The organism is Streptomyces sp. L-9-10 (genome assembly GCF_004151105.1).
Classification (GTDB): domain Bacteria; phylum Actinomycetota; class Actinomycetes; order Streptomycetales; family Streptomycetaceae; genus Streptomyces.
Genome location: NZ_PHRF01000026.1, coordinates 134345 through 160732, shown reverse-complemented (window position 1 = coordinate 160732; position 26388 = coordinate 134345). Strand labels below are relative to the sequence as shown.

18 protein-coding genes, 3 tRNA genes and 2 pseudogenes are annotated in these 26388 nt (G+C 68.5%); 9 read left to right on the top strand and 14 right to left on the bottom strand.

Translation table 11 applies throughout. The features are described 5' to 3' along the window. Positions 1 to 18: 18 nt before the first annotated feature. On the top strand, positions 19 to 414 hold the full coding sequence (locus CU044_RS05960; protein WP_165371804.1) for a hypothetical protein: 396 nt from the start codon (positions 19 to 21) through the stop codon (positions 412 to 414). 323 nt (positions 415 to 737) lie between these two features. On the opposite strand, the gene CU044_RS05955 is transcribed toward CU044_RS05960, so the two are convergent. From CU044_RS05955 to CU044_RS05945, 3 genes are all read right to left on the bottom strand, one after another. Then, positions 738 to 4334: a DEAD/DEAH box helicase family protein gene (locus tag CU044_RS05955; protein WP_129767378.1), complete on the bottom strand. Its 3597-nt coding sequence runs from the start codon at positions 4332 to 4334 to the stop codon at positions 738 to 740. Positions 4335 to 4536: 202 nt separating this feature from the next. Then, the gene (locus CU044_RS05950) at positions 4537 to 5748 is read right to left on the bottom strand and encodes a restriction endonuclease subunit S (protein ID WP_129767377.1); all 1212 of its coding nucleotides are present in this window, start codon (positions 5746 to 5748) and stop codon (positions 4537 to 4539) included. Further along, complete coding sequence (locus CU044_RS05945) at positions 5745 to 7265, bottom strand: class I SAM-dependent DNA methyltransferase (RefSeq protein WP_129767376.1); 1521 nt, start codon at positions 7263 to 7265, stop codon at positions 5745 to 5747. Before CU044_RS05945 ends, CU044_RS05950 begins: the two co-directional genes overlap by 4 nt. 337 nt (positions 7266 to 7602) lie before the next feature. On the opposite strand from CU044_RS05945, the gene CU044_RS05940 reads away from it, so the two are divergent. From CU044_RS05940 to CU044_RS39355, 4 genes and pseudogenes are all read left to right on the top strand, one after another. After that, positions 7603 to 8541, top strand: a complete 939-nt coding sequence (locus tag CU044_RS05940; RefSeq protein ID WP_129767375.1) for a DUF3800 domain-containing protein — start codon at positions 7603 to 7605, stop codon at positions 8539 to 8541. A gap of 150 nt (positions 8542 to 8691) precedes the next feature. Continuing rightward, positions 8692 to 9646, top strand: a pseudogene (locus tag CU044_RS05935) (helix-turn-helix transcriptional regulator); the annotation flags it as partial. 424 nt (positions 9647 to 10070) lie between these two features. Beyond that, positions 10071 to 10229, top strand: a pseudogene (locus CU044_RS39360) (tyrosine-type recombinase/integrase); the annotation flags it as partial. After that, a complete protein-coding gene (locus CU044_RS39355) occupies positions 10230 to 10403 on the top strand; it encodes a hypothetical protein (protein ID WP_240045373.1) in 174 nt (57 codons plus the stop codon). Positions 10404 to 10493: 90 nt separating this feature from the next. Here CU044_RS39355 and CU044_RS05930 read toward each other — a convergent pair. Both CU044_RS05930 and CU044_RS05925 read right to left on the bottom strand, forming a co-directional pair. Further along, a tRNA-Arg gene (locus tag CU044_RS05930) sits at positions 10494 to 10566 on the bottom strand. Positions 10567 to 10810: 244 nt separating this feature from the next. After that, a tRNA-Ser gene (locus CU044_RS05925) sits at positions 10811 to 10901 on the bottom strand. Positions 10902 to 11094: 193 nt separating this feature from the next. On the opposite strand from CU044_RS05925, the gene CU044_RS05920 reads away from it, so the two are divergent. Beyond that, positions 11095 to 11622: an SSI family serine proteinase inhibitor gene (locus CU044_RS05920; RefSeq protein WP_129767374.1), complete on the top strand. Its 528-nt coding sequence runs from the start codon at positions 11095 to 11097 to the stop codon at positions 11620 to 11622. A gap of 403 nt (positions 11623 to 12025) precedes the next feature. Further along, a complete protein-coding gene (locus CU044_RS05915; RefSeq protein WP_129767373.1) occupies positions 12026 to 16555 on the top strand; it encodes a PAS domain-containing protein in 4530 nt (1509 codons plus the stop codon). A gap of 191 nt (positions 16556 to 16746) precedes the next feature. Here the strand turns inward: CU044_RS05915 and CU044_RS05910 are convergent, their stop codons facing one another. The 3 genes from CU044_RS05910 to CU044_RS05900 form a co-directional block, all read right to left on the bottom strand. After that, positions 16747 to 18393: a long-chain fatty acid--CoA ligase gene (locus CU044_RS05910; protein ID WP_129767372.1), complete on the bottom strand. Its 1647-nt coding sequence runs from the start codon at positions 18391 to 18393 to the stop codon at positions 16747 to 16749. 231 nt (positions 18394 to 18624) lie between these two features. Then, the gene (locus CU044_RS05905; protein ID WP_129767371.1) at positions 18625 to 19248 is read right to left on the bottom strand and encodes a SigE family RNA polymerase sigma factor; all 624 of its coding nucleotides are present in this window, start codon (positions 19246 to 19248) and stop codon (positions 18625 to 18627) included. Positions 19249 to 19703: 455 nt separating this feature from the next. Beyond that, positions 19704 to 20018 (bottom strand): hypothetical protein, encoded by a 315-nt coding sequence (locus CU044_RS05900; RefSeq protein WP_129767370.1) that lies wholly within the window; start codon positions 20016 to 20018, stop codon positions 19704 to 19706. Between the two features lie 328 nt (positions 20019 to 20346). Here CU044_RS05900 and CU044_RS05895 point away from each other — a divergent pair, with 328 nt between their 5' ends. Beyond that, the gene (locus CU044_RS05895; RefSeq protein WP_129767369.1) at positions 20347 to 21384 is read left to right on the top strand and encodes a bifunctional DNA primase/polymerase; all 1038 of its coding nucleotides are present in this window, start codon (positions 20347 to 20349) and stop codon (positions 21382 to 21384) included. A gap of 150 nt (positions 21385 to 21534) precedes the next feature. On the opposite strand, the gene CU044_RS05890 is transcribed toward CU044_RS05895, so the two are convergent. The 6 genes from CU044_RS05890 to CU044_RS38395 form a co-directional block, all read right to left on the bottom strand. Further along, positions 21535 to 22650: an asparaginase gene (locus CU044_RS05890; protein WP_240045372.1), complete on the bottom strand. Its 1116-nt coding sequence runs from the start codon at positions 22648 to 22650 to the stop codon at positions 21535 to 21537. Between the two features lie 305 nt (positions 22651 to 22955). Continuing rightward, positions 22956 to 23408: a histone deacetylase gene (locus tag CU044_RS05885; protein ID WP_345790121.1), complete on the bottom strand. Its 453-nt coding sequence runs from the start codon at positions 23406 to 23408 to the stop codon at positions 22956 to 22958. Between the two features lie 247 nt (positions 23409 to 23655). Then, on the bottom strand, positions 23656 to 24048 hold the full coding sequence (locus CU044_RS05880; protein WP_165371794.1) for a VOC family protein: 393 nt from the start codon (positions 24046 to 24048) through the stop codon (positions 23656 to 23658). After that, positions 24045 to 24347, bottom strand: coding sequence for a metalloregulator ArsR/SmtB family transcription factor (locus tag CU044_RS05875; RefSeq protein WP_129767366.1), 303 nt, complete (start codon positions 24345 to 24347; stop codon positions 24045 to 24047). The genes CU044_RS05880 and CU044_RS05875 overlap by 4 nt, the downstream gene beginning before the upstream one ends. 208 nt (positions 24348 to 24555) lie before the next feature. After that, a tRNA-Ser gene (locus CU044_RS05870) sits at positions 24556 to 24642 on the bottom strand. A gap of 135 nt (positions 24643 to 24777) precedes the next feature. Continuing rightward, positions 24778 to 25158 carry a hypothetical protein gene (locus CU044_RS38395; RefSeq protein WP_165371788.1) on the bottom strand — a complete coding sequence of 127 codons (381 nt, stop codon included), beginning with the start codon at positions 25156 to 25158 and terminating at the stop codon, positions 24778 to 24780. A gap of 36 nt (positions 25159 to 25194) precedes the next feature. Here CU044_RS38395 and CU044_RS05865 point away from each other — a divergent pair, with 36 nt between their 5' ends. Continuing rightward, the gene (locus tag CU044_RS05865; RefSeq protein ID WP_275670176.1) at positions 25195 to 25746 is read left to right on the top strand and encodes a hypothetical protein; all 552 of its coding nucleotides are present in this window, start codon (positions 25195 to 25197) and stop codon (positions 25744 to 25746) included. Positions 25747 to 26388 lie beyond the last annotated feature (642 nt).

Here is a 26388-nt window from a genome sequence, read left to right as displayed (position 1 = left end):
AGGGGGCTGTCGGTGGAGATGACGTACGTACGGTTCCAGGGCACGGTCCGCGGCCCACGCGGCCGCTTCCCCGGCGTTTTCGCGCTGGCCAACGGCCTGGCCCGGCAGGGCGTCCTGACCGACGAGCAGTGGAACTTCTGGCGGGCCGGCAACGACTGGTACGACGTCAACTACCCCGACCCCTCCACCGTCGACCCGCACGTCTACGACCCGGAACTCCACCCGGGCGCGGTCGCCTGGTTCAAGACCTCGGCCCCGGCCGCGGAACTGATCGGACGCGTGGACGGCTACCTGGAGATCCTCACGGCCCACGGCGTGGAGTGCCACATGATCCGCTCGACGGACCCCGGCAAGGTCGTCTACGAGGACGAATACCAGGTAGTCGCGGTCCCCCACGCGGCTCGCCCCGCCTGAGACACCGCCCGCCGACCCCCACCAACTCCCGCATGGCGGGCCACCCATACGACTCCCCTGCCCACGCCCCGTCCGTGCAACGCAGAAGGCCCCCGGATTTCTCCGGGGGCCTCTCACCTGTGTGCACTCGGCAGGATTCGAACCTGCAACCTTCTGATCCGTAGGATCGGGCAGGCCGTTGGGCGAAGGCTCCGCTTTCCTGCCGGCTGATCGCTGATCGTCGTGATCAATAGCCTCTGTGTGCCGTCGTTGCCGTCAAGGTTGCCGTCAGCTCTGAGCAGTGGCATCGGCTCGCAGCGTACGGGATCCCCGCGACGCCGAGCCTAGGCCGCCAAGGTAGTGGGCCTGGCTGTCCGCTCGAGTTCCTTGAAGATGACACCGAGGACTTCGAGTTCCTCACCGGTGAACAGGTCATCGGGGCCCCCCGGGGCAAGATCGGCAAACGAGTCCTCGTAGAGGTCGCCCAGCCCCAGGATTCCGCGCTTTGCTACCGTATCGATAATCAACGTCAGGAAGTCGAGCTGGCGAGAGCTGAGCTGCTTACCCGCGCAGAAGACCTCGAACGCCTTCTGTGCGGCCTGCCGATCGAGTCCGCACAGCCCGCGCACGAACAGGCCGAGGCCGCCGGAGGACCGCACTTCATCGAGGTCCTCCGGGGAGGCGATGGCCTCTATGAGGAAGATCTCCTCCAAGTCCGCAAGATCGAGTTCGGTGATCTGCTCATTGAGACGCAGTTTACGCACCACCGGCTGGTCCTCATGGCGCAGGAGGTAGGCCCGGGCCTTCTGCTTGAAGCGCTGTTCGTCCGTGCCCTGAGGCATCCCCTGGATCTCGGCCTCGGTGATGTCACCGAGTTCGTCGATGAAGTCGGTGTAGACGACGTTCCGCTTGATCTTGGGGTCGGTGAGACGGGCGAGCCGGCGCATACGGCGCCGCATGTCCTCCAGCAGCGGGAGCGTGACGCCGTCCCACCACTCGTCGCCCGCTACTGCTTCCAGAAGCTCGGCCTGTTCGCAGACCGCCGGAATGTTGGTCTTGGTGAGCAGGTTGGAAGCGATGTCCTGGATCTTCGCGCGCAGCTTGGCGAACTCCTTGCCGCCTTCCAGCGCGGCGAGCTGGAGACCGTACGCCATCAGGTCGAACCGCTTGGCCTCCTCGCCCATCTCCTCGTCGTCCGGGCGGAACTCGCTAGGCAGTCCGAGCAGGTAGTCACGGATCGCGGTGTCTGCCTCGTCGTCCACCCGGTGCCAGCTGCCGAAGTCACTGAAGACCTCGATCTCCCGGCGGTGCGGACGGACCAGGAAGTTGTCCAGGTTCATGCCCGTGACGGTGTAGTGCAGCCGGTGGGCCAGCGACCAGCGGATCTCCGCCTCGGTGCCGATCGCGTCGGGGCCGGCGTCTCGGGCCGGATCGGGCTGTTGCCGCTTGTCCAGAACCCGGACCAGGTCAAGCTGGCGCTGGAGTAGCTTTTCGGTGAGGGTGACCGCCCTACGCCCCTCCGACCGGTCGAGCTGGCTGTTGAAGAAGTCGATGTTGCCGCAGAAGTCGAAGACGTAGAAGTTCTGCTTGCTGTGGTTAGGGTTCTCGGGATCGGGACCGTAGAGGGCGGGGCGCAAGCGGGTGCCGCGGCCGATCATCTGCCAGAACTTGGTCTTGGAGAAGACCGGCTTGGCGAAGACCAGGTTCACCACTTCGGGCACGTCGATGCCGGTGTCGAGCATGTCGACAGAGATGGCGATGTCGGGGGCGTTCGGCGGGTTCTTCGGGTTGGAGAAGTCGTCGATGAGGGACTGGGCGTACGTCTCCTTGTACGTGATCACGCGTGCCGTGTGGCCGGCGCCCTGCGGGTAGTTCGCGTTGTAGCGCTCCTCGATGTATCGGGCGTGGTCGTTGTTCTTCGCGAAAATGATCGTCTTACCGAGCCGGTCACCGCCCTCGACACGGTGGCCGCGCGTCATCAGCGTCTCCAGCATTTTGTCCACGGTGTCCTCATTGAAGAGGAACTTGTTCATGTCGTGGCGCCCCACCGCGTCCGGGATGTCACCGTCCTCGGTCCACTCCTTGGCGTCCCACTCCGCCTTCTCCTCCTCCGAGAGGTCGGCGTAGCGGATGCCCTGCTCCATGAACTTCAGCGGAACCTTCACCGCCATAGGGAGGACGAGGTAGCCCTCCGCGGCGGCTTCCTGGAGGTCGTAGGAGTCGGTCGGGACCCCGTCCTCCATGGCGAAGAGCTTGTACGTGTTGTGGTCGATCTCGTCCTTGGGCGTGGCGGTCAGGCCGAGCAGCAGCGAGTCGAAGTAGCGGAACAGCTCGCCGTACTTCGCGTACACGGAGCGGTGCGCCTCGTCGATGACGATCAGGTCGAAGTGACCCGGCCCGAAGCGGCGGCGGCCCACATCGTCGATGACGTCGATCTGCTTCATCATCGTCTGGTACGTGGAGAGGTAGACACGGGCCGAGGCGGCCTTGTCGTCGAGGAGGCTGGCCGCAGGAGTGTTCGGCAGGTTCTCCTTGAACGCCTTCATCGCCTGGGTGACCAGCGCCTGCCGGTCGGCGAGAAACAGCACCCTCTGCGCCCAGCCCGCCTTCATCAACTGGTCCACGAGGGCCACGGTGGTGCGGGTCTTGCCGGTGCCGGTCGCCATGACGAGGAGCGCCTGGCGGCCCCGGTCCCGCTCAAAGGTCTCGCCCACCCGCTTAATCGCGCGGAGCTGGTAGGGACGGCCGGCGATCTTCTCGTTCACCGGTGTGGACGTGAGGGAGAGGCGTCCGGCGCGCTGGCGGATGTGCCAGTGCAGTTCGTCCTTAGTGAAGAAGCCCTGCACCTGGCGGGGCGGGTAGCCGAGGCCGTCGTCCCAGAGGTAGGTCTCGTAGCCGTTGGTGTAGAAGATCACCGGGCGGCGGTTGAACTGCTTCTCGAGCGCGTCGGCGTACAGCTTCGCCTGCTGCTGCCCGTCGCGGGCGTCCCGCTGGGTCCGCTTGGCCTCGACGACGGCGAGGGGCTTGCCGTCGTCGCCCCAGAGCACGTAGTCGACATACCCCTTGCCTGTCTTGGTGGGCATCCCGGTCGTTATCGGGTACTCGGTGTCCTTGCCCCGGGTGAGGAGGTCCCAGCCCGCTTCCTTGAGGAGCAGGTCGATGAAGGCGTCCCGGGTCGCCTGCTCGTCGTAGTCGTGGGTGTCCCGCACAGCCTGGTTGGCGGCCTTCGCGGCGGCGATTTGGGCCTTGAGCTCTTCGAGCTGCCGGGCGAGGTCCGCGTTCTGGGCCCGCTCGGCCGCGAGCTGCTCGGCCTGCTCCTTGAAGCGTGCCTCGTCCTCCGCCTCCTTGGCCTTGAGCTCGGCCTGCTTCAGCGCCCGGGCCTGCGGGGAGAGGGGGCGCGGTACTGCGCTGGTGTCGAACTCCAGCCCGGCGGGCGGCAGCGCGGCGGCCTGGCGGGTGTAGGTCCGGGCGAACCAGTAGAGGGAGTGGAACAGCTCCTTGACGCTGGCCTCGGCAACGCTCCTCGGGACCGGGGCGGCCTTGTGCACGGCGTTGTTGCCGTGCCGGCGGATGAGGTCCATCTTGGCGTTGACCGTCGGCCCGACGAGCTGTCGAAAGCTCGGCTCGTGGAGCATCGCAGCGAGGTCCTTCTTGTAGGGCTCGCTGAGACTGCTGTCCTTGTCGTACATCCAGCGCGCTGTGATCTCGATGGCGCGGCGAGCGTAGAAGCAGGCGGCACGGGGGTCGTGGTGGATCAGCCGCTCGGCGCGGATCGCCTCGTCGTAAAGGGCGGGCCATTCTGCGTGGAGGAAGCCGAAGTTGCCGTTCGCGGTATGGCCGATGTTGCCGACGGCGGCGCGGTCGCGGGCGTGTTTGTCGTAGCCGCCCTGGCCCTGGCTCTCACTGTTCTGGCCGCTCTGACCATTCTGCTCGCTACCCATGGCGGTGCGGTGTCCCTCTCCCCTGTGGCGGCCCTGTCGTACGGGCCCGGGGCTCGGCATCCCGGCCCGCACGAGGCCGACGTTTCCGTCCGTCTCCTACGGCAGAACCACCCGCGGGCCGGGCTCCCCTGCCCGGCCACGCGGACGGCGTGTTGTGCTGGTGGTGCGGTCGGCGCTACGCACCGGGTACGGCGAGAGCGGTCTACGCAGCTTCGCCGGAAGCTTCATGATCCCAGAGAGTGCCGGAGAAGGCACGGTGCTGGAGAGAGGAGAAGAGCTCGTCGAGGGCGGCGAGGTGCCGGACGTTCCTGGCGCGCTGGCTATCCACGCATTCCACTCGGCAGACAAATTCCTGTTGCCTACTCACGGGCGGCACCATAAGGGAAATGGATGAGAACTGCGTCTTGTTGACCAAGCCTGTCATAGCCCCTGTCGATTTCTGCTGAATCAGCGCCTTACCCACACGGATCTGCTCCAGCATAAACCGCGGCAACGGACCTTGCGGGATGAAGGCATTGATCTGCTGGTTGATGGCAACTCGCCGCCCCGCCAGCACTGCATTCCCGATACTGGCCGGACTGCCCGCGATGCATGTCACCAAAATCGATTCGGCGGGGACGACGCGGCCGACTTTCTCCCCCGCTACGGTCAGGTGCTCGGCCGCCTGGCTCGGGTTCAATTCAGGCGGCCTGATGTTATCGGTTTTGATCCACTCGATACCCTCACCGTAGTTCTCAGGCCTGGCTCGCGAGGGCGTGTTTCCCGTAACCACCCCACCGAGCTCGCTGATCGTTTTTCGATCCCACAAGGCATTACATGAAGCAGGATCACCGAACATGTCGAGGAAGATGGACTGGGCGAGGTCGTCAAGAAGGACAATGGCCTCGCGACGCTTGGCACGGAGAGTTTCTACCTGGTCGAGGACGGCAGCAATGCGCCTCTGCTCCGGAAGGGGAGGAAGTGGAACTCTAAGAGCCAGCAGGCTCTCCTTACTTACCGTGGCTTGATTTACCCATTGCTTACACAGGCCACGAAAGACTCCTGACTCAAACTGGCGTGACAGCCAACGACTAAGGTATGCAGGATCGAGCTTTTCTCCGTCGGTGCGAATTCTCTGAAAATGGTTACTGTACACCGCTTCTTCGTCAAGGCCAGACCAGAATAGCGTCTTCCCAACCAAGTCAGGACTATTGGTGGCATTGAACAGAACATCGCCAGGGAGAAGCTTATTTTTATCGACACCCGGATGATTCCGGGGCACCCGACGCTGCTTACCCAGGTCAATGTCACCTGACTTGGTGACATTGTTCATTCGGACCTGGAAGATCCCGTTCGGATCAACCTCTCCGCACGCAAATCCTGGCTTGACCTCACGAACAAGATCTTCGAGCAATCGCCTGCGCAGCTCGCTCACGCCAGCATTCCCTTCAGCTCTTCCGTGCCCTTGACAATCTCCTCATTCAGGCGCTCCAAGTCAGCCAGGATGTCCAACGGCGCGCGCGTCTTGACCTCCTCGTGGACGATCTTTTTGTATCGGTTTAGTGAGAGGTCGTAGCCCTGCGCTGCGATGTCCGCCTTGGATACACAGAAGCTTTGCTCGGTCCTGGCCCGGTCCCTCTCGGTGCCGTCTCGTTCCTGCCAGCGCGCAAGGACGTCCGGGAGGTTGTTCTTCAGGAGTTCGTCCGGCGTCAGCGGTTCGCCCTGTGGGCGTACGCCCAAGCGCTCCTCCGGAAGCAGCGGGTTGCGCTTGTCGTCCAGGCTCAGGCCGTCCACCTGCACGTCGTAGAACCAGACGTGGTTCGTGCCGCCCGAGTCCGTCTTCGTGAAGAACAGGATCGCGGTCGACACACCGGCGTATGGCTTGAAGACCCCGCTCGGAAGCTTGACCACCGCCTGGAGCTGCTGTTCCTCCACCAGGATGCGGCGCAGCTCCTTGTGCGCCTTGGTCGAACCGAACAACACCCCATCGGGGACGATGACGGCCGCCCGACCACCGGGCTTCAGGAGCCGCAAGAATAGGGCCAGAAACAGCAGTTCCGTCTTCTTCGTCTTGACGATGCGCTGGAGGTCGACCGCCGTAGACTCGAAGTCCAGGTTCCCCGCGAAAGGCGGGTTCGCGAGGATCAAGGAGTAGCGCTCGGCCTCGTCGGCCGCGCTCTCCGCGAGCGAGTCGCGATAACGGATGTCCGGGTTCTCGATACCATGCAACAGCATGTTCATCGAGCCGATGCGGAGCATCGTGTTGTCGAAGTCGAAGCCGTGGAACATCGACTCGTTGAAGTGCTTACGCTGCTCCACCCCTAGCAGCGCGTCACGATGCACCCGCTGCACGTACGACGCCGCCTGCACCAGGAAGCCAGCTGTGCCGCACGCCGGGTCACAGATCTCGTCGCGCGGCCCTGGCTGGGTCATCTCGACCATCAGGTCGATGATGTGGCGCGGCGTGCGGAACTGACCGTTCTGGCCAGCCGTGGCGATTTTCGCGAGCAGGTACTCGTAGATGTCACCCTTGGTGTCGCTGCTGTCCATGGAGATGTCGTCGAGCAGGTCGACGACCTTCGCGAGCAAGTTGGGCCCCGGAATCGTGAACCGGGCGCCCTTCATGTGGTGGGAGTACGTCGATTCGTCCCCACCCATGCGGCGCAGGTACGGGAAGACGCCGTCGGCGACGAGCCCGTACATGATCTCGGGATCCTTGACCTTGAAGTTCTGCCAGCGCAGATCCTGCTGGTCGTCTGAAAAGAAGGGGTCCGGGTCGGCCTTGCCCGTTGCGGTCGCCTTGCGGTCCTTGCGGGTCTGGATCTCGTCCAGCCGCTTAATAAAGAGCAGGTACGTGATCTGCTCCATCACCTCCAGCGGATTGGAGATGCCACCCGACCAGAACGCGTCCCAGACGCGCCCCACCTTGCTCTTCAGCTCGCCCGTAATCACACAGAGGATCCTACGGCCCCCGACCCCCACGACATCCAGACTTGACAAGCCCGAGACTCCACCACCTTGCCTCTCAGGCATCGGCCTCCGCGCACACTGTCTTGCCCGGCCCACCATCCCGCAGCTTCGCCGTCACGCCGGCCACCTGAGCGGCGCTCCTCTACTCCGCCCGTCAAGGTTGGCCGAAACCCGTACCACCTGACCGTGCTCTCGGCTTGACCAAACGTAGTCGGTCTCGGCAGGATCGGGCTCAGCAAGCAAAATATCGCGCATATGGCTGCGCAGACCCTGTGGCCGCCCCTTCGGGGGCGGCCACAGATGTGTTTTGGGAGATTCGGTGCATCTGTGCTACATCGACGAGGCGGGCAACGGGCAGACACTCGACCCCATGAAGCCGGATGCCCCTCCAGTCCTCGTCGTCGGTGGCTTCACCGTGCCCCGAGCCCAGATCAAGTCCCTCACCTGGGCCTTCCTCGACACCAAGAAGCACTATCGGCCGCAGTTGCGGAACGCGGACCAGCTCTCCGAGGTAATCCAGCACGAGATCAAGGGCTCGGACGTCCGCAAGAACCTCCGTGCTGGCAACCACAGCTGGCAACGTGCTGCCATAGGGCTAGTGGCTTCGCTGCTCGACATGCTGGAATCCCACGAAGCCCGCATCCTCGCCCGCGTGTGGATCAAAGAGGAAGGGCTGGCGTTTGACGAGTCCGGGGTGTACCCGGCCTCCGTTGCCGCGCTGAACGAGACCTTCCAGGCTCAGCTCGCCCATGAGCACTCGCGCGGCATGATGGTCCTCGACAGCCGCACGAAGGTCAAGAACGCTCCCAATGTGCACTGCGTAACCACCCGCAAGTACCGCACGGGCGGTGACAGCCTCCGCGGGGTCATCGAGTCGCCGGTCTTCGGCCACAGCGACACCCACACGCTCCTCCAAGTCGCCGACCTCGTGGTGTCCTCCCTGCTGTTCCCCATCGCGTGCCATGCCTATCTGAGCGACGTGACGTGGAACGTGCATTGTGACGACGCTTACCGGCCATTGCGGGAGCAGTTCGGGCAGCGACTGAAGAAGCTGCAGTTCCGGTACCAAGACCCCATGGGGAAATGGCGCGGCGGGATCGTTGTGTCCGACCGGCGGACACAGCAACCGTCCAGCCTGATGTTCGGACCTAAGAAGTCGGTCACCGTGCCGACTACTTCCGTCCCAGGACAGCCGGGGGCTCCGGCACCCGAGCGGCGCGAGGCGGAGCCGGACGGTGGTTTGCCGTTTCTCCCGTAACGGGACGACGTCAGCCTTCCCTTAAGAGGCTCAGTACCTCCAGTACGGGCTCCGCCGGTCTCTCCCCGGAAGGGAATCTCTCGCACCTTCGCGGCGTAGCGTGGCAGTGTTGTAGCGAGCGAACAGAACCTTGGGAAGACACTTCGGCGCCTGCGCCGACTGGCCGATCTCACTCAGGAAGACCTTGCGGCGCGTTCCGGTGTCTCTGTGGACGTGGTCCGTCAGCTCGAACAGGGCGGAAGCACTCGGCCCGCCTCCCCACGCTGCATGCCCGCGCGAAGGGGCTTGGTGCGGAGCTGACCACTCTCCTGGGGGACCCTCCCGCGGTCGCCAAGTCCGGTGAGGCCAACGGCCCACGTCTCGTGGCGGTGAGCCGCGCAATCATGCCCCCGCTGTGGGGCCGGTTCGCCCGGACTTCTCCCTGGAGCGCCTGCGTGAGCAGATCGCTGAGGGGTGGTCGCAGTACCACGCGGCGGAATTCGATGTCGTGATGAAGTCGCTTCCCGACCTGATTGCGGAGGCGCGTTCCGCGTCGGTCTCCGGCACCGACGACGACCGCAAGGCTGGGTTCGCGGCCTTGGGCAAGGTACTCCAGCACAACCGACCTCGCCCTGACGAGCCTGGAACGGGCGATAGAGGCGGCGGGGCAGTCCTCCGACCCGCTGCTCCTCCCGATGATCGTCAACTCCACCACGTGGGCCTACCAACGCCAAGGGCGCCTGGACGACGCGCTGTACGTCGCCAACCGTGCTGCTGACGATATGAAGGCGGCCGGCCACGCCGATACCGCGGACGGGCTGAAAGTATGGGGCGCCCTCATCATGAGCGCCGCCACCTCAGCGGCACGGAGCCGCGACTACGACCGTGCGGCATCGATGATGGAGACGGCGGAGAAAGAAGCGCACGCGTCTCCAAACTCTCCGCGGGGGACGACAACCGCATGGTCAGCGTCTTCAGTCCGTCGTCGGTCCTTATCGAGCGCGTCCGCCTGGCCGTTCAGTACGGGCACCCCGAAGATGCTCTTGCCCTGGCCAAAGGCATGCGTCTGAGCAAGGACACACCACCGTCATGGCGGACGTGGCTGCTGCTCGACGTCGCACGTGCGGCGCTCCAGCACGCCCTACGCGAGGACGAACTGCCGCGGAACGTGGCCCGGAATGTAGAGCTGAGCATGGGAAGCAGGCGAGAGATTGAACCGCTGTCGTCGACGGAGGGGCGGCAACTCCTGACGGCTGCTCGGGACAACCAGCTGTGGGCCGCGTACGAACTAGCCGTTCGCATCGGTCTGCGGCGCGGCGAGCTGCTGGGGCTGCGCTGGTCCGACTTGGATCTGTACGAGGGCGTCCTCACTGTCCGGTAGGCACTTCAGCGCGTCGGCGGGGAGCTGCTGTTCGTCGCTCCCAAAACTCAGCGTTCCGCCCGGCGGGTAGCTCTGCCTGCCGAGTGCGTGACGGCGCTCCGCGCTCAGCGTGCCCAGCAGCTCGCGGAAGAAGGCGGCCGGAGACAAATAGAAGGGTGCGGGGCACGGCCTGGTCTTCACCACGAAGAACGGAACGCCTATCGAGCCGCGCAACCTGAACCGCTCCTTCGAAGCGCTCTGTGGCCGCGCCGGGGTCCGTAAGGTCCGCTTCCATGACCCGCGTCATACGTGCGCGTCGCTCCTCCATGAGCAGGGAGCCGATGCCCGCATGATCATGGAAGTCCTCGGACACAGCTCGATCCGAGTCACCATGGACATTTACACGTTCGTCCGGCTCGACTCGCAGCGCTCCGCCTTCGATCGCGTGGGCGACGCACTTCGGGGTGACGGCAACGGACAGGACGATGACGACGGCCCCGCCGGCACTCCGGTGGCCATCTGATCACCGCGCCGTAACGGTTGCCGTCAACTACTGCCGTCACGGCATACGACAGAGGCCCCATCGATTCCTCGATGGGGCCTCTCACCTGTGTGCACTCGGCAGGATTCGAACCTGCAACCTTCTGATCCGTAGTCAGATGCTCTATCCGTTAAGCTACGAGTGCTTGGCGTTCCGGGCTTTTCTTCCCGGTCGGCGTTGCGGGAACAACATTACATGACCTGTGGCGCCAGGTGAAATCCATTCGCCAGACCACGGCTGACCTGCGAAAACGCCTCAGATTCGACTTCGGGACCGCGCGTCGGCGACCGTGCGGACGATCACTCGTGGGGGCGGTCACTCGTACGGGCCATCGGCGCCGGAACGGCCGAAGCCCCGGCCGTGGGGCCGGGGCTTCGGTGATTCACGCGCGGAGGCGGAGGGATTTGAACCCTCGATGGGCTTTAAAACCCAAACCGCATTAGCAGTGCGGCGCCATAGACCGGACTAGGCGACGCCTCCAGCACACCCGCGCGAGCGCGGATGGTGCGTGCAGATGATGACACAGCCAGGTGGGGTGTCACCAATCGCTTCTCACGGTACTAGGCGGGTGGCCCACAGGGCAAAGCGCTTCCGCGTCCGCAACGCCGGGGCTTGACGCGCGTTAGAGAGGGCGGGGCGTTGGCCCCGGATCCGTCACCCGTCAGGAGCTTCCATGCTGCGTCGCCTCGCCCTCACCGCCGCCGCTTCCGTCGCCGCGTCCGCCGCCATGCTGGGTGCCGTCGCGCCCGCCGCCTCCGCGGACGCCTCGGCCCGCGCCGACACCGGCACCTTCACCGAGTCCGCCGGCTCCGGGCTCACGCGGCTCGCGCCCGTACCGCTGCCGCTGCCGCTGCCGTCGGCCGAAGACGCCCGGGACGAGTTCACCGTCACCGTCGCGGACTCAGGGCTCCGGGGTGCCGACGGCACGTACCGCCTGAAGTGCCGGCCGGCCGGCGGGACGCATCAGCAGGCTCGGGCCGCGTGTGACCGGCTGGCGCAGTTGGCGAGCGAGCAGCGGGACCCGTTCGCACCGGTGGCGAAGGACACGCAGTGCACGATGCTGTACGGCGGTGACGCCACGGCGCGCATCACCGGCACCTGGCAGGGGCGCGCCGTCGACGCCACGTTCAACCGGAAGAACGGGTGCGAGATCGCCCGCTGGCAGACGCTGGAGCCGGTGCTGCCGAGCACCCGGGCGTAAGCCGTCGTAAGCCGCTCTCGGTCCGTACACGGGCGCACGGAAGCGTACGCAGGCGCATGGAGGCGTACGCGGCACCGGCCCTGCCGCTTGTCGGCTCGTCCACTCGTTCACGCGCCTGCCCCGGACCAGTCGGGGCAGGCGTCCGGTCAGGTAGGCGCCCGGTCCGGCAGGCGTCCGACCGGGCAATACGTTCTACGGTGAGGCAATTGCGAGGTGCGGGACGTCGCGTGAAAGGCCAGTGGCACAGGCCATTCGCACAGAACCCCTGCGAGAGCTCCCGCTCATCCGCCGTCGCGGCCGCCTCCCCAGCCTTTAGACTCCCTTCCGTGACATGCCGGAACCCGAGGGGCAAGATGGGTGCCGCGGTCCGCAAGGTGCAGTGGTTCAGGGAGGAAGCGTCGTCGTGAGCAGCAGGCCATCCCGAGGCGCTGCTCGCCTCGCGGCGATACTCGACGCACTCCCCGACGGCTTGGTGCTCGTCAACGCCAACGGCACGGTCGTCAACGCCAACACCATCGCGCTGGAGATGTTCGAGACCCCCGGCACAGCGCTGGTGGGTCGTGGGCTGCTCGATCTGCTGCCCGAGTTCGACTCCAAGCTGATCCCCGGTTCGATGCGCCGCCCGGAAGCGGCGGACGCGCGCGGCCGTACGAAGCCGACGCGGATGATCGCGCGGCGCACGGACGGCGGCGAGTTCCCGGCCGAGGTCACGAGCGCGAGCCTGGAGGACGGCCGGGACGCGTACAACGACTCGCACAGCTACACCGGCGACGAGCTGCTGATGCTGGTCGTCCGTGATCTCTCCGGCACGATGGACACCGAAGCCGAGCTGGCGCGCTCGCAGCGGCAGACCGAGATGATCCTGCGGGCCGCGTCGGAGGGCGTCGTCGGCACGGACACCGACGGCCGTGTCGTCCTCGTCAACCCCGCCGCCGCGCAGATCCTCGGCTTCCGCGCCAGCGATCTGGGCGGCCACCAGCTGCACCCGCTGATCCTGCACTCGCGGGCGGACGGCGAGCCCTTCCCGTACGAGGACTCTCCGCTCGCGGACACGCTCAGGTCGGGCCGCAAGCACCGGGTGCGCGGGCAGGTGCTGTGGGCGAAGAGCGGCAAGAAGGTGCCGGTCGATCTGACGACCGCGCCCGTGCGGGACGGCGATCAGCTCGTCGGCGCCGTGATGACCTTCACCGACCGGCGTCCGTACGACGAACTCACCGAGCAGCACGCCGCCGAGCTGGCCACCGCGGAGGAACGGCACGCCGCGGAGCTGACGGAGACGACGGAGCGCCTCACCACCGAGCTCACGGACACGACAGAACGCCTGCGCGCCGAGCTGGCGGAGACCACCGAGCGGCTGCGCGCCGAGCTGGACGAGGCGACCGAACGGCACGCGGCGGAGCTCGCGGACCGCAGCGACCGGTACGCGGCCGAGATCGAGGAGCTGACGGAGCGGTACGGCGAGACATCCGGCCGGCACTCCCAGCTGACCGCCGTGCTCGGCGAATCGCTGCGCGGGCCGCTGGTCGAGCTGCGCGGCGAACTGACCACGCTCGCCGCCGACCCGGCCGGGCAGCTCTGGCCCGAGGCCAACCAGATCCTGCACCATCTGGCCGCCGGCTACTCGCGGATGACGACGCTCGTCGACAACGTCCTCGGGTACCAGCGGCTCGACGCCGGTATGGAACAGCTGGTCAAGACGAACACCCTGCTCGACGGGGTCGTGGCGGCCGGTGTGGAGGGCGCGGTCGAGCTGATCGGGCCGGGCCGCGCGCAGTTCGCGGTGCACGCCCCGCCGATCGAGGCCGAGGTGGACCCCGGGCGGCTGGCGACGGCCCTCGCGCATCTGATCGCCGATGTGGCCGGGGTCGACTCGACGGGCCGGGCCAGGCTGGTACCGGGCGGCGGATACGTCGACTCGACGATCGTGGTGGCCGCGGCGCAGCGCGGCGATGTCGTACGGATCGAGGTGCGCGGGCCGTTCGCCGGGGGTGATCCGGTGCACGAGCCGATCGTGCGCGGGATCGTACGGGCGCACGGCGGGGTGCTCCAGACGCACGAGATGCCGGGCATGGGCGGCAGCGCGTATGTGCTGGAACTGCCGCTCGGCGAGGGCGCGGGAACGGTCAAGCCGCCCGCCGGGATGCCGGGGTCCGCGCAGCCGGCCCTGCCCGCGCAGGAAGCCGGTACGGGAGCAGGGTCGGGCACGGCGGGGGCGGGGACGGGCTCTTCGGCTTCGGGCGGCGGCGGCAGGCGACGCGCGCGGCGGGCGTCCACCGACGCGTTCCTGGCGTCCGCGACCGAGAACGCCGGGGAACCCACGGGACGGCGCCGGGCGCGTGCGGCCGAGCCGGAGGCGGAAGCCGGGGCGGCCGGATCCGGGGCGGCCGGATCCGGGACGGAGGGCGCCGGTCTCGGTGGCCCGGGAGTTCACGGGAACCAGAACCAGGGGAATCAAGGGACCCAGGGGAATCCGGGGAATCCGGGAGTCCGGCAGGACCTGATCCCCGCGCAGGACTCCGGTGGGGGCAGCGGCACGGGCCGTCGGCGCGGCCGTCCGAGCCCCGCTGACGATGTAGCGGCGGCCGGCGGGCCTGGTGCCGGCGGGCCTGGTGCCACGGGGCCGAACCCGGGATCCGCTGTCGCGCTGCCGGCCGCCCCGGCTTCCGAGGGGTCGGTCGTGACGGCCGCCGAGGGTGCGCATCCGACCGGACGGGCGGCGCTCGGCCAGGCCGTCCCGCCCCAGGGTGTGCCCGCGGAGGCCGCCGCCGGAACGGGGCGCCGGGCCCGGCACGGAGGCCCGGGCGGACAAGGTGGACAGGGCGGCCAGGGTGGACAGGGGCAGCGCGCGCTGCCTGCGCTGCCGGCCGGGCCCATGACGCCCGCCGCTCCGATGGCGCCCGCCGGACCCGTATCCGCGCCCGTACCGCCGACCGCTCCTGGGGGCGCCGCGTCACCGGGACCGGGCGCCGCTCCGGCCCCGCCCCGGGCCCAGGCGCCCCGGCAGATGCCTTCCGCTCCCGCTCAGCCGACACCGCCGGCCGGGCGCCGTGCCCGCCGTGCGCTCGCTCCCGCGCAGGAGCGGCACATCCCCGTGCCCGCCGAGCCGGAGGGCGCGCGCAGTCCGTTCGCGCTCCCGCCCGCCGAGGCCGACCGCACGCCCGCGCCCGGCCCCGGTCACGGTCCTGTCGCTCCCGCCGCCCCGCCCGCGCCGCGCGGCCCGGTGCCGGGCCGCCATGACGCCGTACGGACGAATCCGGACGACGACCACACCCCGCCGCAGCCGCACCCGCTGCCGTCCGCGCGCAGGGGGGCCTTCGCCGAGACCGGGGACGCCCCGACCCCGAGCCCGAACCCGAACACCTGGGGAAACCCGGACCACGAGTACGGCCGTGGCGCGGGCCCGGCGTCCGGTACCGGTGCGGGCCCGGCGTCCGGTACCGGCCCGGCGTCCAACGGCCGGGGAATGCCCACGACTTCGGGCTTCGGCACGATGGCCGCGCCCCCGGGCTGGCCCGACGACCCCGCCACGAGCAACGCCACCGGCAGCGTGCCCGTCCCGCCGGCCACCCGTACCTCCCCGGCACCCGAGGCCGCGCCCGAGGACTCTTCCACGCAGCACCCGTCCTCGTCCGCCGACGTCGTCGCCGTACCGAATCCCCGGAGCGGCGCCCATCAGCCGCTCCCGCCCGCGCAGCCCCTGCCCGAAGAGGCTCCGGTCTCGCCGGACTCCACGCAGGGGCGGGCCTTCAGCGTCCGTACCCTCGGCCAGGGGGTCCCCTTCACGCAGCAGCCGCCCCACCAGCAGAACCAGCCCCCCGGCCAGGTCCCGGGCCACCTCCCGGGCCAGGCGCCGGGCCAGCCCCCGAACCAGCCGCAGTCCCTCGGCTCCGGCCGCCGCCGCAAGCTGGGCACCCCTCCCGACGGCACCGAACGCCCCGACCTGACCGGTCCCGGCGCGGGAGCCGGTCACGGCACCGCAGCCGGTTCCGGCGCGGGCTCCGGCTCCGGCACGGGGTCCGGCTCAGGCGCGCACCCCGGCGTCAGCGCGTCACAGGGCGGCTCGCGTCTGCCCCACGCCCACCCCGAGGGACGTTCGTACGCGATAGGGGCGCCCGACGAGGGCGCCGAGGGCCCCGAGCCGCTGGACGGTCCGGGCGGCGCGGTCGAGGTGGCCAACCGCCCCCAGCCGCGGCCCGTCGACGACGAGCTCCCCCCGGAGCCGCTCGACAACCCGCGTCGGCTGCTCGTCTGGCCCGCGCCGGACGTCTCCACCCAGCAGGCGCTGAGCGACCGCGGCTACCGCCCGGTGGTCGTGCACTCCCGCGAGGAGGTCGACGCGCAGATCGCCGCGTTCCCGGCGGCGCTGTTCGTCGATCCGCTGACCGGACCGATCACCCGTACCGCGCTCCAGTCGCTGCGCCAGGCCGCGGTCGCCGCCGAGGTCCCCGTCCTGGTGACGGCGGGTCTCGGACAGGCCACCCGCGAAGCGGCGTACGGCGCCGATCCGGCCGTACTCCTCAAGGCCCTGGCCCCGCGCGACAGCGAACAGCACCCCTCGCGCGTCCTGTTGATCGAGGAGAACGAGGAGATCGCGCTCGCCCTCACGGAGACGCTGGAGCGGCGCGGCATGCAGGTCGGGCGGGCGGCCACCGACAACGAAGCGGTCAACCTCGCCACCCAGATGCGGCCGAACCTGGTGGTCATGGACCTGATGCAGGTACGCCGCCGGCGCGCCGGGATCATCGACTGGCTGCGGGCGAACGGCCAGTTGAACCGGACACCGCTGGTGATCTACACCTCGGCGGGAATCGACCGGACGGAGCTGCCGCGGCTCGCTTCCGGGGAGACGGTGCTGTTCCTGGCCGAGCGCTCCACCAGCGACGAGGTGCAGTCCCGGATCGTGGACCTGCTCGCGAAGATCGGGACGAACTAGACAGGCAGGTGTCCGGGCGCGGCGCTGGGCTGGGGCAGCGGGGTAGGGCAGCGGGGTGGGGCACCGCCCCATCAGCAGCCCCACCCCAGCGCCGACCACAGCTCCCGGACCTCCTGCCTCCTGCTCGTCCTAACGCGCTCCAGACGCTCTGGACGGGACGGCTCCAGGCGCTCTGGACGGCTCCAGGCGCTCTAGACGACGGTGATGTCCAGCTCCCCGTCCGCGTACTGCTTGCGGATCACCTTCTTGTCGAACTTCCCGACGCTCGTCTTCGGCACGGCGGACACCACCGTCCACCGCTCCGGGAGCTGCCACTTCGCGATCTTCCCCGCGAGGAACTCCTTCAGCGACGCGTAGTCGGGCGTCGCCCCGTCCTTGAGAACGACCGTCGCGAGCGGCCGCTCGCCCCACTTGTCGTCCGGTACGGCCACGACCGCCGCCTCCGCCACCTCCGGATGGGCCATCAGCGCGTTCTCCAGTTCGACGCTGGAGATCCACTCGCCCCCGGACTTGATGACGTCCTTGGCGCGGTCGGTGAGCGTGAGATAGCCGTCCGGGCTGATGGTCCCCACGTCTCCGGTCTTGAGCCAGCCGTCCTCGCTGAACTTGTCCGCGGGCCTGATCTGTTCACCGTTCGCGCCCCCGTAGTACGCCCCGGCGATCCAGGGTCCCCGTACCTCCAGCTCGCCGGCCGACTCGCCGTCCCAGGGCAGGAGGTCACCACGGGGCCCTGCCAGCCGGGCCTCGACACCGGCCGGGAAGCGGCCCTGGGTGATGCGGTACGGCCACTCCTCCTCGACGGTGAGCCAGGCGGGCGGGTTGGACATCGTGCCCAGCGGCGAGGTCTCCGTCATGCCCCAGGCGTGGCAGAGCCGTACCCCGAGTTTGTCGTACGCCTCCATCAGCGAGGGCGGACAGGCCGCGCCGCCGATCGTGACGCGGGCCATCGAGGTCAGATCGCGCGGGCGGGCGGTGACCTCGGCCAGCAGCCCCTGCCAGATGGTGGGGACCGCGGCGGCGTGCGTGGGCTTCTCGCGCTCGATCATCTCGGCGAGCGGGGCGGGTTGGAGGAAGCGGTCGGGCATCAGCATGCCGACGCCGGTCATGAAGGTGGCGTGCGGCAGGCCCCACGCGTTCACATGGAACTGCGGGACGACGACCAGCGTGGTGTCCTTGTCCGTCAGCCCCATCGACTCGGACATGTTGACCTGCATGGAATGCAGATAGATGGAGCGGTGGGAGTAGACGACGCCCTTGGGATCGCCGGTGGTGCCGGAGGTGTAGCACATGGCCGCGGCGGACCGCTCGTCCAGCTCGGGCCAGTCGAACGTGGTGGGGTGGCCGGCGATCAGCTCGTCGTAGTCGTGCACGCGCGCGGTCGCTCCGCCGAGCAGGGCGCGGTCGCCGGGACCGGAGACGATGACGTGCTCGACGGCCGGCAGATGCGGGAGGAGCGGGGCGAGCAGCGGCAGCAGCGACCCGTTCACGAGGATGACGCGGTCGGCCGCGTGCTGGACGATCCAGATCAACTGCTCGGGAGGGAGCCGGAGGTTGAGGGTGTGGAGGACCGCGCCCATGGAGGGGATCGCGAGATACGCCTCGACATGCTCGGCGTTGTTCCACATCAACGTTCCCAGAACACTTCCCTCGGTCACGCCGAGGTCATCGCGCAGGGCGTTGGCGAGCTGTGCGGCGCGGTCGCCGATCTCGGCGAAGGTACGGCGCTGGGGTTCCGCTTCGCCGGTCCAGGTGGTGACGGTCGACCGTCCGTGGATGGTCCGGCCGTGCTCCAGAATCCGGCTGATGGTGAGCGGTACATCCTGCATTGTGCTTCGCACAGCATCCTCCCGGTGGGCGTTGTCGCTTCGTCGCGACAAGTGGGAAGATTCTGCTCACATACCGCTCGGTATGTCACTACCCGAGAGTAGAAACCACGGTCGGACGTCAGAACCTGCTACCGGCCCGGAAGATCGGGAGAGTCTCCGATATCACGAGGGGCCTCAAGCCCGGCCCAACCGGAATCCAGCCCGGTCCAGCCCGGTCCAGTCCAGCCCGGCGCAGCCCGGCCATCAGTGGACGGGCGAGAGCTCCGGGTCCTCACGGAGCTTTCCGAGCGCACGGGACACCGCGCTCTTGACCGTGCCGATCGAGACACCGAGCACCTCGGCGGTCTGGGCCTCGCTGAGATCCTCGTAGTAGCGCAGGACCACCATGGCCCGCTGGCGGTCGGGAAGCCGCATCACCGCACGCCACATCGCGTCGTGCAGCACCTGCCGCTCGGCCGGATCGGGCTCCGGCTGCCCGGCGGGCTCGGGCAGTTCCTCGCAGGCGAACTCGTCGACCTTGCGCTTGCGCCACTGTGAGGTCCGGGTGTTCAGCAGGGCGCGGCGGACGTAACCGTCCAGCGCCCGATGGTCCTCGATCCGCTCCCAGGCGACATACGTCTTGGTGAGTGCCGTCTGCAGCAGGTCCTCGGCGTCACACGGATTGGACGTGAGCGAGCGCGCCGTACGCAGCAGTACGGGCCCCCGCGCCCGTACGTACGAGGAGAACGACACGAAGGGCGGGTAGGGCGAGAAGCCCGCGGGGCCGGTGTGCGCGCTGTGTCCGGTGGCCGGCGGGTGACTCGGATACGACGAGTGCGCGGCCGGCTTGGCGGCTTGAGAGGCGCTTGTGCAGACAGGCGTGGTCATGGCTCCACGCTAGGAGCGAGCCCACCTCAGGGGATCGGCCCCAGGTCCCGAAGCGGTCTCCGCCTCAGGGTGTAGTGATGGTGCCGGGTCCACCTCCTGTAGGTGGAGGAGGGGACGAGGAGATCACCAGGGTCATCCCCGGGAAGTACGGGTCCGCCACCGTACGGGAACGACCGGGCGCGCGAGGGCGACCGGCGCCGCACGGCCGTCGGTGCCGACGGAACGCGGGGCGAGCGCGGGGGCGGGACGCGGGTCGGATACCGGCGAGACCGCAGGTGGCACCGCTGATGGCGTCGCTGGTGGGGTCGTGGATGGCGCCGCTGATGGGCCGGTCGACGGGACTGCTGGTGAGCCAGACGCCGGCGAACGCGGAAAACGCCCTGCGCGGCGGTACCGGAGCACCGCCGCGCAGAACGTACCTCACCCCTCAGTCACGCCCCCCGTCGGGCCGTACTTCACCACCAGAGGTTGTTGAAGGTCACCGCGACGTTCTCGTTGGACTGGTCGATCGTCGTGAAGCCCGAACCGATCACATTCGCGGTGTTGTTCTGATTGGACGCCCCGGCGCCGGTCGCCACCTGCTGCGTCGTCGTCGAGTTGCCGAGGTTGTTTCCGCCCACCCCACTGCCGCTGATCGTGGCCACGGTCGCGTTCGACCCGGCGCCGGAGAACGCGCCGTTGTCGGCCTGAGCGACCCCGGTGAAGAGCGCGGCGGCGAGGGGCAGCGCGGCAACAGCGGCGAAGGCACGGGCGGTACGGAAGTTTGCCATGACATTTCCTCCAGGAACCATGAAGTACAGCTTGTTTCCGAGGCAGTTGGCCGACTGTCTCGGTCGCGGTGACGACGTCGCGACCTCAGAATTGCCCACCGAATCCCCCGCGAACCAGCCCGGAGAGCCTGATTCCCTCGCAAGCGTGAGGACATGTCGATAAACCCCTAATGCGCCCCCAAAGCCCCGGCCTGCCCTCGTCCGGCTGCCGCGATCCGCGTCACGAGTCCGTCCACCACAAAGGAAGAAGCGTTTCTGCACCCCCTCGCCCTTCTCCCTCGAACCACTCCCCCTTCCCTTCTTCGAACACCTGTACGAACATAGACCCATGGCCATCACCGCCCGGCACGCCGCCACCGCCACCCTGGCCCTCACGCACGCGCTGTCCGCCGCCGAACGTGGGCTCCCCGTCTTCCCGCTGTCCCCCACCAAGCTCCCCGCGCTGCGCTCACCGCACAGGGGCGAGCCCGAGCCGGTTCTCTGCCGGGGCGAGTGCGGGCGTCCGGGCCACGGGGTGCACGACGCCACCACCGATCCCACCGGCGTACGCTCCCTGTTCGCCGCCGCGCCCTGGGCGACCGGCTACGGCATCGCCTGTGGCCGGCCGCCGCACCACCTGATCGGCATAGATCTGGACGTCGCCCCGGGACCGCGTTCAGGACCGACACCGGGACCGGGCTCGACAGCGGGACCGACCTGGGAAGCGGCCTCGCGACCGGGCTCAGGACCGGGCTCAGGACCGGCCTGGGAAGCCGCCTCGGGACCGACGCCGGACTCGCCCCTCGGCTCACCCCCCGAATCGGTGGCCGCGCTTCAGCAACTGGCTCTCCAGCATCTGTTCACGCTCCCGGAGACCGTGGTGATCCTCACCCCCAGCGGCGGCCGCCACATCTGGCTGACGGGCCCGCCGGACGTCGTCGTACCGAACTCCGCAGGCCGGCTCGCCCCCGGCATCGACGTACGCGGTGCGGGCGGCTATCTCGTGGGACCCGGCTCGGTCACGGCGCGCGGCGCCTACCGGCCGGCCTCCGGTACGGCCGACCTGGCGCCCGCGCCCTGCCCCCGCGCCCTTCTCCGTCTGCTCACACCCCCTGCGCCCCCTGCGCGCGCTCAGCACCACCGGCACCTCTCCGGCGCAGCCCAGGAACAGCCCGCGCGCGGCCACGGCCTCGTGCAGTTCGTACGCGCGGCGCACGCGGGCCAGCGCAACACCCGGCTGTTCTGGGCCGCCTGCCGCGCGTACGAACACGGCTTCGGCGAGACCCTGACGGAACCCCTCGTCGACGCCGCCCTGCACACCGGCCTGACCGAACAGGAAGCCCGCGCGACCATCGCCTCGGCCGCCCGCCTCACCGCGGGCCCCTGACCCGACGACACCGGAGGGCGCCCTCGCGCGATGCGAGGACGCCCTCCTGGGGGTCGCGGCCGACCGGACAGGACCTGGACCTGGACCTGGACCTGGACCTGGACCTGGACCGACCTGGACCCGGATCTGGTCCTGAGTCTGGTCCTGGATCTAGCCGCGGCTCCTGAACTCGGCCGTACCCAGCGTGGTGAACCAGCCGCGCATCTTGTCCACGTCATCGGTGGCCGCGAGGGAGAGCAGGAGCAGGATGCGGGCCTTCTGCGCAGTGAGGTCCGCCGCGCCGATCAGCGGGCCGTCCGCCGCGTCATCGTAGACGGCCCCGTTGCCCGTACGAGTCGTGGAGGCGAACACCACGCCCTTCTTGGCCGCTTCGGTACGTGCCTTGCTCATGGCCGGGGAGATACCGCCCGCGCCCGTACCCGCGGTCACGACGCCGGCCACGCCGGAGTCCGCGAACGCCTTGATGGCCTCGCCGCCCGCGTCCTGATAGCTGTAGGCGATCTCCACCTTCGGCAGGCTCTTCCCCTTGCCCGCGATCTTGTCGAGGTCGAACGGCGTCTTCCAGCTCGCCTTGCCGCACTTGTCCACCCGCGCGGGCGCGCGGTTGATCCGGACGCGGTCCTGGTCGACCACGCCCAGGGCGCCGCCGGCACCGCTGTTGAACGTATCCATGCGCAGCGCGTCCGTCTTGCGGACCTCACGAGCGGCCTGGATCTCGTCGTTGAGCATGATGACGCTGCCGAAGCAGGTCGTCTTGCGGCCTGCGGCGAGCTGGATGGCGTTGTACAGGTTCGCCGGACCATCGGTGCCGATGACGGTCCACGGGCGCATCGCTCCGGTGAGAATCACCGGCTTGTCGCTGCGTACGGTCAGATCGAGCCAGTACGCGAACTCTTCCATCGTGTCCGTACCGGTGGTGACGACCGCCGCGTCGTTCGAGCGCAGCGCTTTGTCGACCGTCCGGGTCAGCTCGCGGTAGTCGGCTATGGAGTAGCCGCTGGAACCCTGGTTGCCGAACTGCACGGTGGAGACGTCCGCGACCCGGTCCACCTCGGGCTTGAGGTCACCCACCAAGTCGGATATGGGGATTTTGCCCGCCTGGTAGTCCTGGAAGTCCACCCGGCTCCCACTCACCCCGGCGATCGTCCCGCCGGTGCCGATGACCGCGACCTTGGGCCGCTTGACCGGCGCCTTGCTCTGCTCGGCGGCTGCGGCCGTACCCGCCGTCAGGGCCATCACAGCCGTCAGCAGGACGGTTCGACGCACGATTCCTCGCATACCGCACACCCTTCTCCGGGATCGACAAGACTGGCTGGGCTGCCGGGATCGCCGGGGATGCCGGGAACGCCCGATCGGATGGATCAAGCAGGGTCCGGGAGAAAAGGTGGCCGAATCGCGTTTCGCGCCACGGCCCGCCCAGTTAATTCGGCGTTTCCCGATGCCGACGCCAGGAGGCCGCTCAGCAGCCGCGAACGAGACCACGGACAGGACTACGGACGGGACCACGGACGGGACCACGGACGGGTCCGCTGACAGGACCGCGCCTGGCCCCCTTCACTCAGACGCGGCGATCAGTTGGCGATCAGGGCGGCGATTTCGCGCGCGGTCCATCGGCCGGCCGCGCCGGGGCACGCCGCGAGATAGCGGGCGATGGTGTCCCCGTCCCAGGCGCCCGCGGCCAGCAGGCCGGCGCCCAGGAGCCTGACGTAGGACGCCGAAGGCTTGTTCCACTCCGGCTCGTCCACGTTCCACGGAGCGGTGAAGGTGAGCACCGGGACCCCGTCCATCGCCCCCGGGCAAACGAGCGTTTCGTACCGCCCGTCCCCGAGCACCGACCGCCCCTCGCCCAGCGCTTCCGTCAGGTCGAGATCGGCCCCCGGCTCCCGGTACATCTCCTGCGCGGCGATGTCCGAGAACTGCCCGACCGAGACAAGGTGCGCCCTCGCCAGCACCCGTCCCCCGGCGCCGGGATCACAGAAGGCCCTCCCGCCTCCCCAGACGGGCGACTCGGTGGCGAAGTACATGACACCGCGGAGCTCCACGGGCACGGAGGCGCTCGGCGGTCGCTTGTCCCTGCACCCGGGATACGTCCGGGCGGCACCCGGCGGCCGTCCGCCGGCGATGTAGCACGAGAGCCGCTCAAGGCACGTATTGGAACCGTACGACGTGTACCAGACGCGACTCGGCGGAGCGCCGCCGCTCTCCCGCCGCTGAATGGCGCGGGGGCTGATCATCATCACTGCACCTGAGCCTCTCGCGCGGCCGACCGGCCTACTTCGGCTGCGCCACGATCTGGATCAGGTTGCCGCAGGTGTCGTCGAAGACAGCGGTGGTGACGGCGCCCATCTCCAGGGGCTCCTGGGTGAAGCGGACGCCGAGGCCGCGCAGACGCTCGTACTCCGCCTTCACGTCGTCGACGGCGAACTGGGCGAGCGGGATCCCGTCGTTGACGAGCGTGTCGCGGTAGGGCTTGACGGCCGGATGACCGGCGGGCTCCAGGAGGAGTTCGGTGCCGCCGGGCTCGTCGGCCGAGACGACGGTCAGCCACCGGTGCTCCTCGCCCAGCGGGACGTCGTGCTTCTTCACGAACCCGAGGATCTCGGTGTAGAAGCGCAGGGCGTCAGCCTGGTCGTCGACGAAGACGCTGGTCAGATGGATCTTCATGGGGTGCTCTCCTCTGGTGCGGATGTCTCGGGAATGGGCCATCGCTCGATGATGTGCCGCAGCGGGGCCGCGTTCAGGTCGTGGAACTTGTAACGCCCCTCCCGCCTGGTCTCGACGATCCCCGCGGCCTCCAGCACGGCGAGGTGCTGGGAGACCGCCTGGCGCGAGATGCCGAGCTGATGCTTCATGCTCAGGCGCGAGCAGATCTCGAACAGTGTCTGCCCGGACTTCTCCGCGAGCTCGTCGAGGATGGTGCGGCGGGTGGGATCGGCCAGGGCTTTGAACAGGTCGTCGGCCACAACCACAGGATAGGCAAGTAATCACTTGCCTATCAAGACGAGGCACGCAAAAGACTCCACCCCCAGCTATTGCCTCTTCTGGGACGTCTAAGGATTGCCCGGATCCGGGGACGGCTGGGGGACGCACAGGGCGAGACAGAGCAGACACGAAGGGGGCGCCCCTCTCCGAGGAGCGCCCCTTCTGACCAGCTTCTACGCCGACTTGCTGCGGTGGGTGTGGGATTTGAACCCACGGTGACATCGCTGCCACGACGGTTTTCAAGACCGTTCCCTTAGGCCGCTCGGGCAACCCACCTCGGCCCCGCCCACCAGCGACGGAGCGGCTACAGCCTACCGGGCCGAGCCGGTCATAGGGGCCGTTGGTCCGTCCCTGGTCCGCGAGCCCCCGAAACGGTCCGCCGGCGGGCACCCGCCGAGCCGACCGCGACCATCATCCCGAAGCCTCGCCGCCGCCACGGCGGGCGGCGGGAAGCAAGAGGTCCCGCTCCGGATGGTTCTCCCCGGTGACCTTTCCCTGCACCCCGAGGTCCACGCGAGCCGCCTCATGGAATTGGTTGATCTCCCTGAAGGCCACACGATTCCGCTCGCGCCACTCCTCCAAGGTGCCCGTGGTTTTCCCGGTCGCCTGCCAGTCGAGCGCTCGGACGGCGGCATGCAGCTCGTGTGCTGCCTCAACGACTTCATCCCCGCCGAGCAACATCACCTGCTCGAACGACCGCCCCCGGTCACGCTCGGCCGCGGCCATCTCCGCGATCAGCAGGCCAAGGAGCTGATCGAGGCAGTACGGGCCCAGGGCAGTCGCGGCGAACATCTTGAGGCATTCTCCGGCTGCATCTACTACGCGGGCATGCGCCCCTCCGAGATCGCCGCTCTCAAGCGCACGGACTGCGTCCTCCCCGAAGAGTCATGGGGCGAACTCATCCTTGAGGAGAGCCGCCCCGAGGTCGGTGCCGGCTGGACCGACGACGGCACCTCGTACGAACAACGCGGCCTGAAACGCCGCGCGCGCCGAGCCACCCGCTCCGCCCCCATCCCACCGATCCTCGTCGGCCTCCTACGAACGCACCTCAACACCCAGGGCACTGCCCCCGACGGCCGGCTCCTCCGCGCAGTAGGCGGTGGCCGCGTCCGCTCCACCGAGTACTGCGAGGTATGGGCGAAAGCCCGGACCAAGGCTCTGTCGACGGAAGAGGCGAATACCCCACTCGACGAAGTCCCCTACTCCCTCCGCCACGCGGGCATCTCCCTCTGGCTCAAGGCAGGTGTCGACCCGGTAGAGGTAACCCGCCGCGCCGGCCACAGCCTCGCCGTCCTGTACCGCTTCTACGCCAAGATCCTCAGAGGCCAGAGCGGCTCCAATAGCCTGATCGACGCAGTATTGAACGAGGCCGCCGGTTAATCCGGAGCCTGATCCGGTGCCCCCACCACCTCAGCATGGAATTGCGGGCTCCGCACAGCGGTGTATGGCACTGACTTCCAACGTCAGCGCGCAACGCGCACGCGCAACCTTCTGATCCGTAGCTCTACAGAGATCGGTCAACGACGTTGATACAGGCTCCTGCTGACCACCTGACGGCCACCACTGGGCGCTGAGGGTTGCTGTGGTTGCGGTACTCCGCTGCTGTACAGCAACGACGGCCGGCACCCAGACACCACATAGGCGGGGGCGGGGTCCGGAGGAGCCCCCGACTCGCCCCCGCGCGGCGCGAAGTGCCAAACGGACTCGCCACAGCGCGGGTACGGGGGTGTACCGACAGACAGGGCTGCCACGGCGCGGGCCTCAACCAGGCGCGGCACCGCCGGTATCGGCCCGAAGGGGCGATGCTGACTGAGACCGGGGCCTCAGCCTGCCGCAAACCGAGTCAGGCATGAGCTCTGAGGAGCTGCCTACCAGGAACAACTCCCGGGCGCATTCTGCGGTTCGGATGTGGCACCCGCAGGAACGATCGGCATTGACCTGTGACCTCTTCTTCCCGAAGCAACTTGGGCGAGCGTTTGACCTTGGGTCCGTGTGCCTCTCACCTGTCGTGACGGTCCTCAG

Bases quoted from the DNA above. Each gene is read 5' to 3' on its own strand.
- CU044_RS05960 (WP_165371804.1), top strand. From the start codon at position 19: ATGACGTACGTACGGTTCCAGGGCACGGTCCGCGGCCCACGCGGCCGC.
- CU044_RS05955 (WP_129767378.1), bottom strand. From the start codon at position 4,334: ATGGGTAGCGAGCAGAATGGTCAGAGCGGCCAGAACAGTGAGAGCCAG.
- CU044_RS39355 (WP_240045373.1), top strand. From the start codon at position 10,230: ATGATCATGGAAGTCCTCGGACACAGCTCGATCCGAGTCACCATGGAC.
- CU044_RS05920 (WP_129767374.1), top strand. From the start codon at position 11,095: ATGCTGCGTCGCCTCGCCCTCACCGCCGCCGCTTCCGTCGCCGCGTCC.
- CU044_RS05905 (WP_129767371.1), bottom strand. From the start codon at position 19,248: ATGACCACGCCTGTCTGCACAAGCGCCTCTCAAGCCGCCAAGCCGGCC.
- CU044_RS05900 (WP_129767370.1), bottom strand. From the start codon at position 20,018: ATGGCAAACTTCCGTACCGCCCGTGCCTTCGCCGCTGTTGCCGCGCTG.
- CU044_RS05895 (WP_129767369.1), top strand. From the start codon at position 20,347: ATGGCCATCACCGCCCGGCACGCCGCCACCGCCACCCTGGCCCTCACG.
- CU044_RS05885 (WP_345790121.1), bottom strand. From the start codon at position 23,408: ATGTACTTCGCCACCGAGTCGCCCGTCTGGGGAGGCGGGAGGGCCTTC.
- CU044_RS05880 (WP_165371794.1), bottom strand. From the start codon at position 24,048: ATGAAGATCCATCTGACCAGCGTCTTCGTCGACGACCAGGCTGACGCC.
- CU044_RS38395 (WP_165371788.1), bottom strand. From the start codon at position 25,158: ATGTTCGCCGCGACTGCCCTGGGCCCGTACTGCCTCGATCAGCTCCTT.
- CU044_RS05865 (WP_275670176.1), top strand. From the start codon at position 25,195: ATGCGCCCCTCCGAGATCGCCGCTCTCAAGCGCACGGACTGCGTCCTC.